A 14,953-nucleotide genomic window follows, 5' to 3' on the forward strand; every position below is an offset into this window, starting at 1 on the left:
CTGTGGCATAGTCCGGCCCGAAGGGCGGTCTTTTCGGGCCATCGCCGTCCTTCACGGGGACGGCCGAGGGTATGAGCGCTACGGATTCTTTTCATAAATTGTCATCGCCCCGCATCTTTCTGGTGCGGATGTTCGTGTTTATCCTGCTGTGCGTGGCGCTAGCCTCCATTCTGCACGAACCGATCTGGCGTGCCTTTCTCAACAATCCCGGCCTGAACGGCGTCATCTTCGGTGTTCTGCTGATCGGCATCATCTTCGCCTTCCGCCAGGTGGTGCGCCTGCTGCCGGAAGTCGAATGGGTGAACAGCTTCCGCATCGCCGATCCCGGCCTTGAAGTGCGGCAGGCGCCGGTGCTGCTGGCGCCGATGGCGGCGCTGCTCGGCGACCGGGTCGGGCGCATGTCGATCTCGCAGGCGACGATGCGCGGCATCCTCGAATCCATCGGGACCCGTCTCGACGAGGCGCGCGACCTGCTGCGCTACCTTACCGGCCTGCTCGTCTTTCTCGGCCTTCTCGGCACCTTCTGGGGCCTGCTGGAGACCGTCAGCTCGATCGCCGGGGTGATCAGTGCGCTCGATGTCGGCCCGGAATCGGGGTCGGTGCTGGACACGCTGAAGGCCGGCCTGGCCGCGCCGCTGGGCGGCATGGGCATCGCCTTCTCCTCCTCGCTGTTCGGCCTTGCCGGCTCGCTGGTGCTGGGTTTCCTCGACCTCCAGGCGGGGCAGGCGCAGAACCGCTTCTATATCGACCTTGAAGACTGGCTCTCCACCACGGTCGAGGATCTCGGCACGGAGGCGGCCCGCGCCCGGGGGCCGGTTCCCGTGCCGTCCCACGCGGCGCCGATCGGACCGCTGCCGCTGCCCTTGCCGGCGCCGCCGGCGCCTGATTTCAGCGATCTTTCCGCCGCCATTGCGCGGCTTGAGCGCACCATGACCGAAGCCGGTTCGCAGCGCGTCACCACCGCGATGGCGCATCTGGCGGAAAGCCTGCAGGGACTCGTGCAGCACATGCGCAGCGAGCAGCAGATGGTGCGTGACTGGGTCGAGGCGCAGGCCGAACAGCAGCGCGACATCAAGCGCCTGCTGGAACGCATCGCCGACGCCAAGTCGGATCGCGAGAGCGCCTGATGGCCCTGGGACGTTCCCGCCGTGGCGAGCGCCACATCGACTACTGGCCCGGCTTCGTCGACGCGCTGTCGACGCTGCTCATGGTCTTCGTCTTCCTGCTGTCGGTCTTTGTGCTCGCGCAATTCGTGCTGACCCAGGAGATCGGCTCCAAGGACGACGCCATGGCGCGGCTGCAGGCGCAGATCCGCGAGCTGACCGACCTGCTGGCGCTGGAGCGGGCGAGCGACGCCGAGACCGACAGCCAGATGGGCGCGCTGCGCGCCAGCCTGCTGCGGCTGGAGCAGGAGCGCGACGCGCTGCGGGAGGCGGCGATCGCTGTCGCCGGCCCGGAGGAAATCGCTGCCGCGCAGAGCCGCAGCGCCGAACTCGCCCGCGAGCTGGGGCAGGAGAAGGACGCCGCCGCCCAGGCCGCGGCGCAGATCGCCATCCTCAACCAGCAGATCGCCGCGCTTCGCCGGCAGATCGCCGCGCTGGAGGAGGCGCTGAACATTTCCGACCAGAAGGACAAGGAGAGCCAGTCGCGCCTTGCCGATCTCGGCCGGCGGCTCAATGTCGCCCTCGCCCAGCGGGTGCAGGAATTGACCCGCTACCGCTCGGACTTCTTCGGCCGGCTGCGCGCCATTCTCGGCGACCGGCCGGATGTGCGGGTGGTGGGCGACCGCTTCGTCTTCCAGTCCGAGATCTTCTTCGATCGGGCCGCCGCGCAGCTGCGGGACGATGCGCTGCCGGCGCTCGACAAGCTCGCTACCGCATTGATCGAGCTGGAGAAACAGATCCCGGCCGATCTTCCCTGGGTGCTGCGCGTCGACGGCCATACCGACGACCGGCCGATCTCGACCCCGCTCTATCCCTCGAACTGGGAGCTTTCGGCGGCGCGCGCCATCGCGGTGGTGCAGTATCTCGCGCAAAGGGGCGTATCGCCCCAGCATCTCGTCGCCGCCGGCTTCGGCGAATACCAGCCGATCGATTCCGGCAGCGACGACGAGGCCCGCGCCCGCAACCGCCGTATCGAACTCAAGCTCACCGAGCGATGAGCCGACGGCGATGAGCGAGTCCCCCGCGCCCCTGCTGATCGGCTTCGACTGGAGCCATATGCCCGAGATGACGCATCTGTGGGTCGAGGCGTGGCAGGAGGCGTTGCCCGAGATCGATTTCGAGGCCCGGCGCGGCTGGCTGTGCCACCGTATCGGCACGCTGCTCGACGAGGGCGCCGCGATCGACCTGGCGCTGGCGCCGGGGGAGGGCGGCGCGCCCGGGGCGCTGCTCGGCTTCGTCTCGGTGCACCCGCGCACCGGCTATGTCGACCAGCTTGTGGTGCATCCCGACCATTGGGGCGCCGGGGTGGCCAGCCGGCTGGTCGCCGCCGCCGCCGCCCGCTCGCCGCGCCATCTCGTGCTCGACGTCAACGAGCAGAATGAGCGCGCGGTGCGCTTTTACGAGAAGGCCGGCTTCACCGTGGTCGGCCATGGGGTCAACCCGACCTCCGGCCGCCCGACGCTGCGGATGGAGCGTCGGGTTCAGCGTTAGGCCGATGAGGGTGAGTTCTGGACCGATGACGTGGAGTGTCAGGCCGGTGAGGGTGATCCGGCCGACGGGGGGCGTCTACCTGCCGCCATTCGCCTCGCCGAACTGCAGCGCCGCCAGCCGGGCATAGAGGCCACCGCGCCCGACGAGGCTGGCATGGGTGCCTTCCTCGACAATGCGCCCGCCCTCCATCACCAGGATGCGATCGGCCGACAGCACCGTCGCCAGGCGATGGGCGATGACCAGCGTGGTGCGGCCCTGCATCGAGAGGTCGAGCGCCTGCTGCACCAGCGTCTCGCTTTCGGCGTCCAGCGCCGAGGTGGCTTCGTCCAGCAGCAGGATCGGCGCCTGCCGCAGGATGGCGCGGGCGATGGCGAGGCGCTGGCGCTGGCCGCCGGACAGCGTCACCCCGCGCTCGCCCACCGGGGTCTCCCAGCCTTCGGGCAGGCGGGCGACGAACTCGTCGGCGCGGGCGAGCCGGCCGGCTTCCTCCACCTCGGCGTCGCTGGCATCGGGGCGGCCGAGGCGGATATTCTCGCGGATCGAGGTGGCGAAGATGGCGACGTCCTGCGGCACCAGCGCGATGCGGGCGCGCACCGCCTGCGGATCGGCCTCGGCGATGTCGACGCCGTCCACCAGCACCTGCCCGGCGACAGGATCGTAGAAGCGCAGCAGCAGCTGGAACAGCGTGCTCTTGCCGGCGCCCGAGGGCCCGACCACGGCGATGCGCTCGCCCGGGGTGACACTGAAGCTGACGCCGGCCAGCGCCGGCACGTCCGGCCGCGCGGGATAGGCGAAGGCGACGTCCCGGAAGGCGATGGCGCCGCGCGCCGGCGCGGGCAGCGGCACGGGGTTGGCCGGGGCCGCGACCTTGGGCTTCTCGTGCAGCAGCTCGGCGATGCGCTCGGTGGCGCCGGCAGCCTGCGAAATCTCGCCCCACACCTCGCCGAGCTGGCCGAGGCCGCTGGCTGCCAGCACGGCGTAGAGCACGAACTGGCCGAGCGTGCCGGCGCTCATCGAGCCGGCGAGGACGGCGTTGGCGCCGGCCCAGAGGATGCCCACGACGCTGGCGAAGACCAGGAAGATGCCGATGCCGGTGAGCCAGGAACGCGCCCGCACGGCGTTGCGCGCCGCGTTGAAGGCAAGTTCGACCTCGCCGGCGAAGAGGCGGGAGGCGGCGCCCTCGGCGGTGTTGGCCTGCAGGCTGCGCACCGAGCCGATGGCTTCGGCGGCATAGGCGGAGGCCTCGGCCAACGTGTCCTGCGCGCTGCGCGAGCGCTTGCGCACCCCGCGCCCGGCGCCGATGAGCAGCGCGACGATGACCGGGATGGCGATGAGCAACGTGGCGGCAAGCCAGGGGCTGGTGATGACCATCATCACCGTGGCGCCGAAGAACAGCACGATGTTGCGCAGGGCGATGGAGGCGGAGGCGCCGACGGCCGACTTGATCTGGGTGGTGTCGGCGGTGAGGCGCGAGATCAGCTCGCCCGACTTGGCGCCGTCATAGAAGGCGCCATCAAGGGTCAGCACGTGGGTAAACAGCTGGGTGCGCAGATCGGCGACGATGCGCTCGCCCAGCGTCATGACGAGATAATAGCGCGCCGCCGAGGCCATCGACAGAACCGCCACGACGCAGATCATCACAGCGAAATAGCGGTCGATGAAGCCGGCATGGCTTTCGTCAAAGCCGAAATCGATCATCCGCCGCACCGCGATCGGCACCACCAGAGTGGCGATGGCCGCCACCAGCAGCGCCGCGAGCGCCGCCAAAGCGCGGCCGCGATAGCGCAGCAGATGCGGCCAGAGCGCCATCAGCGGCTTGAGGCGCGGGCGGCGCGTTGCGGCCTTGTCGGGCATGGCGGCCGTGGACGCGATGGTGGACGCGGATGGGGAAGGCTGGGAGGCGGCTTGTGTCACGGGCATGTCTCGGTTATAGAGCCGCTCGGATTTCCGGCAGGATCGTTTTGTAGATCGCCGCATGGCTCCCGCGAGGGGCCGGCCTGCGGCGGCTGAGGATGCTACCCATGAAGAGCGACATCCATCCCGACTACCACTTCGTTAAGGTGGTGATGACGGACGGCACCGAGTACACGACCCGGACGACTTGGGGCAAGGAGGGCGACGTCCTCCAGCTCGATATCGATTCGACCTCGCACCCGGCCTGGACCGGCGGCTCCGGCCAGCTGCTTGACCGCGCCGGCCGCGTGTCCAAGTTCCAGAAGAAGTTCGCGGGCTTCCTCAAGGCCTGATCGGCCGGGGAGGGGCGCCCCTCGGGGCGCGCCACCGCAGCGTTTGTCGAACCATCGGCATCCGCCCTCGCGCAAGGCCTGGCCTGGCGCGAGGGTTTTCGTTTGCCTGGCGTCCGGTGCAAACTGAAGCGCGGGGGCGGTCAACGGTTCTCGAAGGCGCGGCGCAGGCGGCCGATCTGCCCGGCGACGACATTCGGTCGCAGGCCGGCATTCTCCACCGCTGATGGCGCTGACAGCGCCGATTCGAGCTGAGCGATGCGTCCCTGCAGCTCGAAGCTGCGCTGGATGAGCGCGACCAGGGCATCCGGCACCAGCGCTTCCTGGTCGATGTCGCGCAGCGGTCCTCTTATGTCGATCTTGCCCGCCTCGCGGCGGGCGGTGGCCTCCGCCATCTCGCCTTCGGCGACGGCGCGGCGCAGCAGCCAGGAGGCAAGCTGCATCAGCCGGGTGGACAGCCGCATGCTCTGCTGGACATAGGCGGCGAGCCGGCCCGGCGAGAGCGTGGCGCTGGCGGCGCGCCCTTCGCCGTCGAGATAGGCGGCGGTCTCCTCAACCAGCGCCATGCCGTCCTGAAACAGCGCGAAGAAGGCGGGCGAGGCCAGCCGACGCTCGGCGAAGCGGATCATCTCGGCCGAGGGGGCCTCGCGGGTCGCGCGCGGGCTGGCATCCGGCGTGCCGTCTCTGTCCGAACCGTCGCGGAAGCTGCCCATCGTGCCGAAACCCTCACTGGCGCATGGCGGCGCCCGACCCCGCAGTCTGTCGCGCAGCGGCGCGGCGCTGTCCAGTCGGCGGCGCGGGATTCGGCGCGGGTTCGATTCGGCTGGGGGATAGCGGGGATGAAAAAAGAGCCGCCCAGGGGGCGGCTCGCAAAGTGATAGACAGGGATGCGTCAAACAGAGTGGACAGAGGCCACTCGCGGTCAAAAAAGACCATCGCCAGTAATAGGTTGGAAAGCTTAACCGCGGGTTAAGACGCCCCGTCTCAGCGCTTGAAGAAAGTCTCGGCGGCCGAGCGCGAGGCGCGCTTGGCCTCCAGCGTGCGGGTGAGGCGCTCGATCTCGGCGGAAAGCTGGCCGATGCGCTCCTCGATCTCGGTCTCGGACAGGGCGGAAATGTCGCTGCCGACCACATGCCCCGCCGGCTTCAGGGCCGGGGTGGTGGAGGGAAAGAGGTCGTCGTCGATCGCCATGGCGCCGCTCCCATTCACCGCCGGCACGAGGACCGCCGGCCGGCGGATGGCTGTTCGCGCCAGTCTAGCCGCCGCTGCCTGCGGTTGCCAGCGCTGGCGGCTTGACCTAGGACGGACATCACATTCGACAGGATGAGGACGATGCCGTGACCGAGCTGCCCGCCACCATGACCGCCATCGGCCTGCCCACCCCGGGCGGCCCGGAAGCCCTGGTTCCCGAGCAGCGCCCGGTGCCGGTGCCGGGTGCCGGCGAAATCCTGGTCAAGGTCGCCGCCGCCGGCGTCAACCGGCCTGATGTGATGCAGCGCAAGGGGCTCTACCCGCCGCCGCCCGGCGCGCCTGATATTCCCGGCCTTGAAATCTCCGGCGAAGTGGTCGCGCTCGGCGCGGGCGTGACGCGCTGGCAGCTGGGCGACAAGGTGTGCGCGCTGGTGTCCGGCGGCGGCTATGCGCAGTATTGCCTCGCCGATGAGGGCTCCGCCCTGCCGGTGCCGGCGGGTCTTTCCATGGTCGAGGCGGCGGCGCTGCCGGAGACCTTCTTCACCGTCTGGACCAATGTGTTCGACCTGGCCGGGCTGAAGGTGGGCGAGCGCTTCCTGGTGCATGGCGGCACCTCCGGCATCGGCACCACGGCGATCCAGCTCGCCAAGGCCTTCGGCGCCACGGTGTTCACCACCGCCGGCAGCCCGGAGAAGTGCGAGGTCTGCCGCCAGCTCGGCGCCGATGTCGCCATCGACTACAAGACCGAGGACTTCGTCGCCGTGGTGAAGGAGAAGGCCGGCGGCAAGGGGGTCAACGTCATTCTCGACATGGTGGGCGGCTCCTACATCGCCCGCAATTACGAGGCCGCCGCGCCGCAGGCCCGGCTGGTGCAGATCGCCTTCATGGAAGGCTCCAAGGTGCAGATCGACTTCATGCGGCTGATGCTCAAGCGCCTGTCGCATATGGGCTCGACCCTGCGCTCGCGGCCGAAGGCGGAGAAGGCGGCCATTGCCGCGTCGCTGGTCGAGAAGGTGTGGCCGCTGATCGAGGCCGGCACGGTGAAGCCGGTGCTGGACCAGACCTTCCCGCTGGAGAAGGCGAGCGAGGCCCATGCCCGCATGGAAACCAGCGCCCATATCGGCAAGATCATGCTGAGCGTGGGGTGAGGCCTGACAGATCGCTGCGGCGGATGCCCGGGCGAGGGGCCTACTGAGGACTCTTCGCTGGGTCCCGGATCGGCGCGGCGCCTTGCGCCGCTGGTCCGGGACCCAGCGCTTCGTGTCCCGGTCCAGCGACGGCGCAGCCGGAGCGCCGAGCCGGGACCCAGCAGAGACTCTTTGGCGGAAACGCCACGCGCCCGCCCCCGTTCACCGAAAGCTGTTCACCCCGGGCGTTCCCCCTCTGGCAATTTGGCCGGTGGCATCCTAGATTTGTCCTGCGGGGCTGCGGGGTTCGTCAGGAGCACATATTTCCGGGGCCTTATCGATCTCAAAGGGAACTGTCCCTGACCAAGCCCCTGGGCTTGGACACACGGTGCCCACCTACGTTGTAGGTTCCCGGGATCGAGCCTCCAACGGCCATCGCGGCTCCGCACTCATCGTATCATGCCCCAATTGACCGACGCCCAACTCGACAAGGCCAGCCTTCGCACCCTGGCGCTCGCCCGGCGGGCGGCGCTTGACCCGGCCGCGCGCGCCGAGGCGGCCGAGGCGGCGGCGGCCAATGCCATGGAATGGCTCGGCGGGGTGGCGGACGAGGTCGTCTCCGTCTTCTCACCCATTGGTGGCGAGATCGCCACCGATCCGCTGGTGCGGCGGCTGCGGGAGGCCGGGGCCAGGGTCGCGCTGCCGATCGTGCTGGAGGCCGGCAAGCCGCTGTTGTTCCGCCTGTGGGAGCCCGGCACCGAGCTGGAGCCGTCCTTGGGCCCCGGACGCTTTTCCATTCCCGCCCCGCCGGAGAGTGCGCCGGCGGTTTCGCCTGATGTGCTGGTGGTGCCGCTCGCCGGCTTTGACGCGCGCGGCAACCGACTGGGCTACGGCGCCGGCTTCTATGACCGCACGCTGAGCCTGCTGCGGCGGGCCAAGCGCATCGAGGCGCTGGGCTATGCCTTCGCGGTGCAGCAGCTTGCCGCCGTGCCGGCCGAGCCGCACGATGAGCGGCTCGACGCCATCGCCACGGATGCCGGCATCGTTCGCCCGGCCGAGGATTGACGCATGCGCCTTCTCTTTCTCGGTGACGTGGTCGGCCGCGCCGGCCGTAACGTCGTGCTGGAACAACTGCCGCGCCTGCGCCGCGACTGGGCGCTCGATTTCGTCGTGGTGAACGGCGAGAACGCCGCCGGCGGCTTCGGCATCACCGAGGCGATCTATGAGGAGTTTCTGGAGGCGGGCGCCGACGCGGTGACGCTCGGCAACCATGCCTTCGACCAGCGCGAGGCGCTGGTGTTCATCGAGCGGGCGCCGCGCCTGATCCGCCCCGCCAATTTCCCGCCCGGCACGCCGGGGCGCGGGGCGGCGCTGGTCGAGGCGGCGAACGGCGCGCAGGTGCTGGTGGTGAACATGATGGGCCGGGTGTTCATGGACCCGCTCGACGACCCCTTCGCCAGCATCGACCGCGAACTCGACGCCGCCCCGCTCGGGCTGGTGGCGGACGCGACCATTGTCGATTTCCACGCCGAGACCACCAGCGAGAAGCAGGCCTTCGGCCATTGGTGCGACGGGCGGGCGAGCCTTGTGGTCGGCACCCACACCCATGTGCCGACCGCCGATCACCGCATTCTGCCGGGCGGCACGGCCTATATGACCGATGTCGGCATGTGCGGCTGCTATGACGGGGTGATCGGCATGGACAAGGAAGAGCCGCTGCGCCGCTTCACCCGCAAGATCGGCTCCACCCGCTTCGAGCCGGTCGCCGGGCCGGGCACGCTGTCGGGCCTTGCGATGGAAACCGACGGCGCCGGGCGCGCTATCGCGGTGGCGCCGGTGCGGATTGGCGGCAGCCTGAGCGAGGCGCTGCCCTCCTTCTGGTAGAGCGGCGCTTTACGCGCGCCCGCCCTCTCGCCTATAAGCCGCGCACCCTTTTGTTTCAGGTATTCGGACAGGGTTGGCCTCAGGCCCGCCCGGTGTGACGTGGAGGCGGCCATGGCGGGTCATTCGCAATTCAAGAACATCATGCACCGCAAGGGCAAGCAGGATGCGGTGCGTTCCAAGCTGTTCTCCAAGCTGGCGCGTGAAGTCACGGTCGCGGCCAAGCTCGGCATGCCCGATCCGGCGCTGAACCCGCGCCTGCGCGCCGCCGTGCTCGCCGCCCGGGCGGAAAACATGCCCAAGGACAATATCGACCGCGCGATCAAGAAGGCGTTGGGCGGCGATTCCGAAAACTATGACGAGATCCGCTATGAGGGCTACGGCCCGGGCGGCGTCGCCGTCATCGTCGAGGCGCTGACCGACAACCGCAACCGCACCGCCTCGGAAGTGCGCTCCTTCTTCACCAAGTCCGGTGGCGCGCTGGCCGAGACCGGCGCCGTCTCCTTCATGTTCGACCGCATCGGCACCGTCGAGTTCGACGCCGCCAAGGCCTCGGCCGACGACATGCTGGAAGCCGCCATCGAGGCGGGCGCGGACGATGTGACCTCGGACGAGCACGGCCACGAGATCGTCTGCTCGGTGGAAAACCTGCACGAGGTCGCCCGGGCGCTGGAAGCCAAGTTCGGCGAGCCGCGCAAGTCCGGCCTGGTCTGGCGCCCGCAGAACACGGTGGCGGTGGATGACGAGGTGGCGGAGAAGCTGATCCGCCTGGTCGACAACCTCAACGACAATGACGACGTGCAGAACGTCTATGCCAATTTCGAGCTGTCCGACGCCTTCATGGCGAAGATGGGCGAGTGAGAACGAGGTCCAAGCCCTCTCCCTGAGGGAGAGGGTTGGGTGAGGGGGCACCTTTGCCCCCAAGTTGCCCTCACCGCCCGATCAGCCCGTCGAACAGCGGCAGGCTGAGAACGGCGGCGGCGGCGATCACCCAATAGGCGGCGATGCGGTAATGCCGGTCGGAGGCGCCGCGAAAGGCGCGGGCGCCGGCATAAAGGCCGATCGCATAGGCCGGGCCGAGCAGCAAAGTGAGCCGGCCGACCTCGGCGGTGAACAGGCCGCCGACCGCATAGGCGGTGCCGCTCGCCAGCGTGACCAGCGCGAAGAAGCCGAACAGGTTCGCCCGCACCAGTGCCGAGGGCTGGCCGCTGCCGAGCCAATAGGCGACCACGGCGGGGCCCGACATCTGCGCCGCGCCGCCGCAGAAGCCGGCGACGGCGCCGACCGCCAGCGTCGTCGGCAGATTGTGCCGGCCGGTATGGCGCCAGCCGGACACCAGCAGCGCGAGAAGCCCGAGGCCGAGCAGCGCCAGCGCCCAGCGCAGCACCATGGGGTCCATATGGGCAAGCACCCAGACCCCCGCCGGCACCGCTACCACGGCGCCCACGGCGAGCGGCGCAACCTGCCGCCAGAGGCAGGCGCGAAGGGCGGGAATGAGGAAAGGCAGGGTCAGCAGCGTGTCGATGACCAGCAGCGAGGGCGCGGCGACACGCGGGCCATAGGCGGCACTCACCAGCGGCACGAAGATGAGCGCGCCGCCGAACCCCGAGAAGCCGCGCGTGACGCCGGCGATCAGCGCGGTGAGGAAGGCCCAGAGGAGGGCGGGATCGAGGGCCATGGGAAACCGGGGGAGCGCGCGGCGCCGGAGCGTGGGGCGGCAGACCTAGTCCCGCCGCTGGGCGTCGTCAACACGGTTGACGATGGATGAGCGACATCCATCAGCTTTCGCGAACGTAGCCATTCGCAAAACGCATTTGCGCCGACGGGTCGCGCACGCCACATTCGGCGCAACCCGTCGCCTGACCTGGCGCCGCCCGGCACCGTGCCGGGCGCCACACTTTTCTGCGCCGCGCTGCGGCGGGATCTCGATCATGAACCAGTCCGTCTCCGCGGCCGCGCCTGGCGGCGCGGCCGTTCCCTCGCTGGCCGACCGCCTCACCGGCGCCGGCTGCGCGCTTCTCGCCGTCGCCATCTGGGGCGGCTGGATCGTCTCCACCCGCCACGCCGTGCATGGCCATCTGCCGCCGGCGACGGTGGGCTGGCTGCGCTTCGTCGTGCCGGCGGTGGTGCTGGCGCCCGCCTGGTGGCGGATCGGCCTGTGGCCGACGCGCGGCTTCCTGCCCTTCCTGCTGTGCTTCCTCGGTGCCGGCGCCTTCTTCTTCCTCGATGTGGCGAACGCGATGCGCTTCGTCCCGGCGGCCGATGTCGGCCCGCTGCTGCCCGGCACCATGCCACTGATCGTCGCCGCCATCTCGGTGCTGGTGTTCCGCGAGCGGCTGGGAATGGGCCGGGCGATTGGCTTTGCCGCCATCGCACTCGGCGTGGTCACGCTGGGCGGGCGCGGGCTGCTCTACCCGGAAGACGGGGCCTGGCGCGGCCACGCCCTGCTGCTGATCGGCGCGACGATGTGGGCCGGCTACACGCTCGCCTTTCGCCGCACCGGCATGCGGGCGACCGAGACCGTCGGGTTGGTGGGGCTGTGGTCGACGGTCGTTCTCACCCCTTACGGCGTGCCGGGCGTGGTCGAGGCGGTGGCGAGCGGCTATGGCCGGGAAGTGCTGTTCCAACTGCTGATCCAGGGCCTGCTCTCGGGGGTGGTGGCGCTGGTGGCCTTCGGCATCGCCATCGAGCGGCTCGGCTCCTCGCGCGCGGCCGCCTTTACCGGGCTGGTGCCGGCGCTGGCGGCGCTGATCGCCGTGCCGGCGCTGGGCGAGCATCCCGACACGGCGGCGATCATCGGCGTGGCGGCGACCGGCATCGGCGTGGTGCTGGCCAGCGGGGCGTTCAGCGGGCGGCGTTAACGTCCCGTCAACCATGATCGGCGTCCCGGCCGTGCCGGGGCGCGGGACGGTGCATCGCCCCTAGGCGTTCGTCCTTTGTTCGGGTACGCCCTAGGGGATGGCGACGTCTGCGATTCGCATCCTCGGGCTCGATCCCGGCCTCCGCCGCACCGGCTGGGGGGTGATCGAGGCTGCCGGCACCCGGCTCTCCTTCATCGCCTGCGGCACGGTGATGCCGCCGGAGGAGGGCGGGCTGGCGGAACGGCTGGCCTGCCTGCACAATGATCTCGCCAAGGTGCTGCGCACCTACACGCCCGACGAGGCGGCGGTGGAAGAGACCTTCGTCAACGTCAACCCGGCCTCGACGCTCAAGCTCGGCCAGGCGCGCGGCGTGGTGATGCTGACCCCGGCGCTCGCGGGGGTACCGGTTTCCGAATATGCGGCGCTGCTGGTGAAGAAGACCGTGGTCGGCGCCGGCCGCGCCGAGAAGGCGCAGATCCGGATGATGATGAAGATCCTGCTGCCGCAGGCCGATTTCACCACCGACGATGCCGCCGATGCGCTTGCGGTGGCCGTCACCCATGCGCAGCATCGGGGCATGGCGGCGATGAAGGCGCAGATGGCGGCCAAGGTTTCGACAAAGCTCACCTCAAGGGTTGCAGCACGATGATCGGCAAGCTGAAGGGCCTGGTCGATAGCTATGGCGACGACCATGTGATCCTCGACGTGCAGGGGGTGGGCTATCTCGTCCACTGTTCGGCGCGCACGCTGCAGGCGCTGCCGCGCGTCGGCGAGGCGGCGACGCTCTTCATCGAGATGCTGGTGCGCGAGGACATGATCCGCCTCTACGGCTTCGTCTCGCAGGCGGAGAAAAGCTGGTTCCTGCTGCTGCAGAATGTGCAGGGCGTCGGCTCCAAGGTGGCGCTGAACGTGCTCTCGACCCTCTCGCCCGCCGAGCTCGCCAATGCGGTGGCGCTGGGCGACAAGGTGATGGTGGCGCGGGCCAATGGCGTCGGGCCGAAGGTCGCCGCCCGCATCGTCGCCGAGCTGAAGGACAAGGCACCGGGCTTTGCCAGCGTCGACCCCGGCGTCGCCGGGTTGGTCGCGCAGATCGAGGACCGGCAGGCGCCCCGTCCGGTGGCGGACGCGGTCTCGGCGCTGGTCAATCTGGGCTATGCGCCGATCCAGGCCAGTGCCGCCATTGCTGGCGCGGTGCGTGAGGCGGGCGAAGACGCCGACACCGCCCGGCTGATCCGTCTCGGCCTGAAGGAACTGGCGAAGTGAGCGAAAAACGCCTCATCGCCCCCGACAAGCGCGAGGAAGACCTCGCCGAGGCCTCGCTGCGGCCGCAGAATCTGGCCGAATTCGTCGGGCAGGAGCAGGCGCGGGCCAATCTCGACATCTTCATCAAGGCGGCCAAGGCGCGCGGCGAGGCGCTGGACCATGTGCTGTTCGTCGGCCCGCCGGGGCTGGGCAAGACGACGCTGGCGCAGATCGTGGCGCGCGAGCTGGGGGTGGGCTTCCGCTCCACCTCCGGCCCGGTCATCGCGAAAGCGGGCGACCTCGCGGCGCTGCTGACCAATCTCGAAGAACGCGACGTGCTGTTCATCGACGAGATTCACCGGCTCAACCCGGCGGTGGAGGAAATTCTCTATCCCGCGATGGAGGATTACGAGCTCGACCTCATCATCGGCGAGGGGCCGGCGGCGCGCTCGGTGAAGATCTCGCTGTCGAAATTCACCCTGGTGGGCGCCACCACGCGCTCGGGCCTGCTGACCACGCCGCTGCGCGACCGTTTCGGCATTCCGATCCGGCTGAACTTCTACACGGTGGAGGAACTGGAACTGGTGGTAACGCGCGGCGCGCGGGTGATGGGCATCCCCATCGCCCGGGACGGCGCGCGCGAGATCGCCCGCCGGGCGCGTGGCACGCCGCGCATCGCCGGCCGGCTGCTGCGCCGGGTGCGCGACTTCACTTTGGTGGCGGGCAAGGAGATCATCGACCGCGCCGCCGCCGACCATGCGCTGCTGGCGCTTGAAGTCGACGGGCTCGGCCTCGACCAGATGGACCGGCGCTATCTCACCGTGGTGGCGATGAATTATGGCGGCGGGCCGGTGGGGGTGGAAACCATCGCCGCCGCGCTCTCCGAGCCGCGCGACGCCATCGAGGAGATCATCGAGCCCTATCTGGTGCAGCAGGGCTTTCTCCAGCGCACCCCGCGCGGGCGGGTGCTGACCGCGCACGCCTTCAAGCATCTCGGCCTCGCGGCGCCCTCGAGCGTCAACCAGATGCCGCTGTTCGACGAGGGCGCGGATTAACCCCTTGCGCGCCCGGCCATCGACGCAGCCCCCCGCGTGATGTAAGTCCCCTTCACATGAGCTGGTCCCGGAACGGCGGAGAATCGCGCGGCTATCATCACGGCAACCTGCGGGAAGCCCTGATGAAGGCGGCGCTTGAGCTGATCGCGGAGAAGGGCACCGCCGGCGCCACCTTCGCCGAGGCGGCGCGCCGTGCCGGCGTTTCCCCTGCCGCGCCCTACCGGCATTTTCGCGACCGCGACGAATTGCTGGCGGCGGTGGCGGCGGACGGGTTCGAGCGCTTCACCAAGGCGCTGGAGGCGGGCTGGAACGAGGGGCGGCCGACCCCGTCCGAGGCCTTCGAACGGCTTGGCCGGGCCTATCTCGCATTCGCCCGCGAGCACCCGGCGGACTATGTCGCGATGTTCGAATCCGGCCTGCGCAGCGAGGCCTTCCCGGCGCTCGACCAGGCCGGCCAGCGCGCCTTCGGCGTGCTGCGCGAGGCGGCGGACACGCTGGTCGCCTCCATGCCGCCCACCGTGCGCCCGCCGGCGCTGATGGTGGCGCTGCACACCTGGGCGCTGGCGCATGGCGTCGCCTCGCTGTTCGGCCGCGCCGACGGGGCCCGCCGCAAGCTGCCAATGGCGCCGGACGAGCTCCTGGAGGCCGCCTTCCTGGTCTATCTCAAGGGGCTGGCCGCGGGCGGCTGAGGCGCGGCGC

At 69.9% G+C, this 14,953-nt stretch carries 17 protein-coding genes and 1 other RNA gene; 14 read left to right on the top strand and 4 right to left on the bottom strand.

The features are described from left to right. Window positions 1-71 precede the first annotated feature (71 nt). Genes BLO63_RS13890 through BLO63_RS13900 form a run of 3 tightly spaced genes read left to right on the top strand, consistent with a single transcriptional unit; the run spans window position 72 to window position 2,654 of the window. On the top strand, window positions 72-1,127 hold the full coding sequence (locus BLO63_RS13890; RefSeq protein WP_205409337.1) for a flagellar motor protein MotA: 1,056 nt from the start codon (window positions 72-74) through the stop codon (window positions 1,125-1,127). Continuing rightward, on the top strand, window positions 1,127-2,161 hold the full coding sequence (locus tag BLO63_RS13895; RefSeq protein ID WP_091441610.1) for a peptidoglycan -binding protein: 1,035 nt from the start codon (window positions 1,127-1,129) through the stop codon (window positions 2,159-2,161). The genes BLO63_RS13890 and BLO63_RS13895 overlap by 1 nt, the downstream gene beginning before the upstream one ends. Before the next feature lie 10 nt (window positions 2,162-2,171). After that, window positions 2,172-2,654, top strand: a complete 483-nt coding sequence (locus tag BLO63_RS13900) for a GNAT family N-acetyltransferase (RefSeq protein WP_091441612.1) — start codon at window positions 2,172-2,174, stop codon at window positions 2,652-2,654. Between the two features lie 75 nt (window positions 2,655-2,729). Here BLO63_RS13900 and BLO63_RS13905 read toward each other — a convergent pair whose 3' ends face one another. Beyond that, window positions 2,730-4,574 (bottom strand): ABC transporter transmembrane domain-containing protein, encoded by a 1,845-nt coding sequence (locus BLO63_RS13905; protein WP_091441614.1) that lies wholly within the window; start codon window positions 4,572-4,574, stop codon window positions 2,730-2,732. Window positions 4,575-4,675: 101 nt separating this feature from the next. On the opposite strand from BLO63_RS13905, the gene rpmE reads away from it, so the two are divergent. Beyond that, complete coding sequence (gene rpmE / locus BLO63_RS13910) at window positions 4,676-4,900, top strand: 50S ribosomal protein L31 (RefSeq protein ID WP_091441615.1); 225 nt, start codon at window positions 4,676-4,678, stop codon at window positions 4,898-4,900. Window positions 4,901-5,040: 140 nt separating this feature from the next. Here rpmE and BLO63_RS13915 read toward each other — a convergent pair whose 3' ends face one another. Further along, the gene (locus BLO63_RS13915; RefSeq protein WP_091441617.1) at window positions 5,041-5,610 is read right to left on the bottom strand and encodes a DUF1465 family protein; all 570 of its coding nucleotides are present in this window, start codon (window positions 5,608-5,610) and stop codon (window positions 5,041-5,043) included. 271 nt (window positions 5,611-5,881) lie between these two features. Continuing rightward, window positions 5,882-6,088 carry a DUF1192 domain-containing protein gene (locus BLO63_RS13920; protein ID WP_091441619.1) on the bottom strand — a complete coding sequence of 69 codons (207 nt, stop codon included), beginning with the start codon at window positions 6,086-6,088 and terminating at the stop codon, window positions 5,882-5,884. 146 nt (window positions 6,089-6,234) lie between these two features. On the opposite strand from BLO63_RS13920, the gene BLO63_RS13925 reads away from it, so the two are divergent. The 5 genes from BLO63_RS13925 (at window position 6,235) to BLO63_RS13945 (ending at window position 9,957) form a co-directional block, all read left to right on the top strand. Continuing rightward, on the top strand, window positions 6,235-7,236 hold the full coding sequence (locus BLO63_RS13925) for an NAD(P)H-quinone oxidoreductase (protein WP_091441621.1): 1,002 nt from the start codon (window positions 6,235-6,237) through the stop codon (window positions 7,234-7,236). A gap of 271 nt (window positions 7,237-7,507) precedes the next feature. Beyond that, window positions 7,508-7,663: non-coding RNA, 6S RNA (gene ssrS, locus BLO63_RS13930), on the top strand. An 11-nt stretch (window positions 7,664-7,674) separates the two neighbouring features. Then, window positions 7,675-8,280: a 5-formyltetrahydrofolate cyclo-ligase gene (locus BLO63_RS13935; RefSeq protein WP_091441623.1), complete on the top strand. Its 606-nt coding sequence runs from the start codon at window positions 7,675-7,677 to the stop codon at window positions 8,278-8,280. A 3-nt stretch (window positions 8,281-8,283) separates the two neighbouring features. Continuing rightward, the gene (locus tag BLO63_RS13940; RefSeq protein ID WP_091441625.1) at window positions 8,284-9,099 is read left to right on the top strand and encodes a TIGR00282 family metallophosphoesterase; all 816 of its coding nucleotides are present in this window, start codon (window positions 8,284-8,286) and stop codon (window positions 9,097-9,099) included. Window positions 9,100-9,210: 111 nt separating this feature from the next. Then, on the top strand, window positions 9,211-9,957 hold the full coding sequence (locus BLO63_RS13945; RefSeq protein WP_091441627.1) for a YebC/PmpR family DNA-binding transcriptional regulator: 747 nt from the start codon (window positions 9,211-9,213) through the stop codon (window positions 9,955-9,957). Between the two features lie 70 nt (window positions 9,958-10,027). Here the strand turns inward: BLO63_RS13945 and BLO63_RS13950 are convergent, their stop codons facing one another. Further along, complete coding sequence (locus BLO63_RS13950) at window positions 10,028-10,774, bottom strand: sulfite exporter TauE/SafE family protein (RefSeq protein WP_091441629.1); 747 nt, start codon at window positions 10,772-10,774, stop codon at window positions 10,028-10,030. A gap of 253 nt (window positions 10,775-11,027) precedes the next feature. Between BLO63_RS13950 and BLO63_RS13955 the strand changes: the two genes are divergently transcribed. From BLO63_RS13955 to BLO63_RS13975, 5 genes are all read left to right on the top strand, one after another. Further along, window positions 11,028-11,957: a DMT family transporter gene (locus BLO63_RS13955; protein ID WP_091441631.1), complete on the top strand. Its 930-nt coding sequence runs from the start codon at window positions 11,028-11,030 to the stop codon at window positions 11,955-11,957. A 97-nt stretch (window positions 11,958-12,054) separates the two neighbouring features. Next, window positions 12,055-12,606 carry a crossover junction endodeoxyribonuclease RuvC gene (ruvC, locus tag BLO63_RS13960; RefSeq protein ID WP_091441633.1) on the top strand — a complete coding sequence of 184 codons (552 nt, stop codon included), beginning with the start codon at window positions 12,055-12,057 and terminating at the stop codon, window positions 12,604-12,606. Next, window positions 12,603-13,220 carry a Holliday junction branch migration protein RuvA gene (gene ruvA, locus BLO63_RS13965; RefSeq protein WP_091441634.1) on the top strand — a complete coding sequence of 206 codons (618 nt, stop codon included), beginning with the start codon at window positions 12,603-12,605 and terminating at the stop codon, window positions 13,218-13,220. Before ruvC ends, ruvA begins: the two co-directional genes overlap by 4 nt. After that, window positions 13,217-14,254 (top strand): Holliday junction branch migration DNA helicase RuvB, encoded by a 1,038-nt coding sequence (gene ruvB / locus BLO63_RS13970; protein WP_091441636.1) that lies wholly within the window; start codon window positions 13,217-13,219, stop codon window positions 14,252-14,254. Before ruvA ends, ruvB begins: the two co-directional genes overlap by 4 nt. Before the next feature lie 56 nt (window positions 14,255-14,310). Then, on the top strand, window positions 14,311-14,943 hold the full coding sequence (locus tag BLO63_RS13975) for a TetR/AcrR family transcriptional regulator (RefSeq protein ID WP_091441638.1): 633 nt from the start codon (window positions 14,311-14,313) through the stop codon (window positions 14,941-14,943). The last annotated feature ends 10 nt before the right edge of the window (window positions 14,944-14,953 follow it).

Source organism: Ancylobacter rudongensis (genome assembly GCF_900100155.1).
GTDB lineage: Bacteria > Pseudomonadota > Alphaproteobacteria > Rhizobiales > Xanthobacteraceae > Ancylobacter > Ancylobacter rudongensis.

Excerpts from the sequence above, each read along its gene's own strand:
- BLO63_RS13890 (WP_205409337.1), top strand. The coding sequence starts at position 72 with ATGAGCGCTACGGATTCTTTTCATAAATTGTCATCGCCCCGCATCTTT.
- BLO63_RS13895 (WP_091441610.1), top strand. The coding sequence starts at position 1,127 with ATGGCCCTGGGACGTTCCCGCCGTGGCGAGCGCCACATCGACTACTGG.
- BLO63_RS13900 (WP_091441612.1), top strand. The coding sequence starts at position 2,172 with ATGAGCGAGTCCCCCGCGCCCCTGCTGATCGGCTTCGACTGGAGCCAT.
- BLO63_RS13905 (WP_091441614.1), bottom strand. The coding sequence starts at position 4,574 with ATGCCCGTGACACAAGCCGCCTCCCAGCCTTCCCCATCCGCGTCCACC.
- rpmE (WP_091441615.1), top strand. The coding sequence starts at position 4,676 with ATGAAGAGCGACATCCATCCCGACTACCACTTCGTTAAGGTGGTGATG.
- BLO63_RS13915 (WP_091441617.1), bottom strand. The coding sequence starts at position 5,610 with ATGGGCAGCTTCCGCGACGGTTCGGACAGAGACGGCACGCCGGATGCC.
- BLO63_RS13920 (WP_091441619.1), bottom strand. The coding sequence starts at position 6,088 with ATGGCGATCGACGACGACCTCTTTCCCTCCACCACCCCGGCCCTGAAG.
- BLO63_RS13935 (WP_091441623.1), top strand. The coding sequence starts at position 7,675 with ATGCCCCAATTGACCGACGCCCAACTCGACAAGGCCAGCCTTCGCACC.
- BLO63_RS13940 (WP_091441625.1), top strand. The coding sequence starts at position 8,284 with ATGCGCCTTCTCTTTCTCGGTGACGTGGTCGGCCGCGCCGGCCGTAAC.
- BLO63_RS13945 (WP_091441627.1), top strand. The coding sequence starts at position 9,211 with ATGGCGGGTCATTCGCAATTCAAGAACATCATGCACCGCAAGGGCAAG.
- BLO63_RS13950 (WP_091441629.1), bottom strand. The coding sequence starts at position 10,774 with ATGGCCCTCGATCCCGCCCTCCTCTGGGCCTTCCTCACCGCGCTGATC.
- BLO63_RS13955 (WP_091441631.1), top strand. The coding sequence starts at position 11,028 with ATGAACCAGTCCGTCTCCGCGGCCGCGCCTGGCGGCGCGGCCGTTCCC.
- ruvC (WP_091441633.1), top strand. The coding sequence starts at position 12,055 with ATGGCGACGTCTGCGATTCGCATCCTCGGGCTCGATCCCGGCCTCCGC.
- ruvA (WP_091441634.1), top strand. The coding sequence starts at position 12,603 with ATGATCGGCAAGCTGAAGGGCCTGGTCGATAGCTATGGCGACGACCAT.
- BLO63_RS13975 (WP_091441638.1), top strand. The coding sequence starts at position 14,311 with ATGAGCTGGTCCCGGAACGGCGGAGAATCGCGCGGCTATCATCACGGC.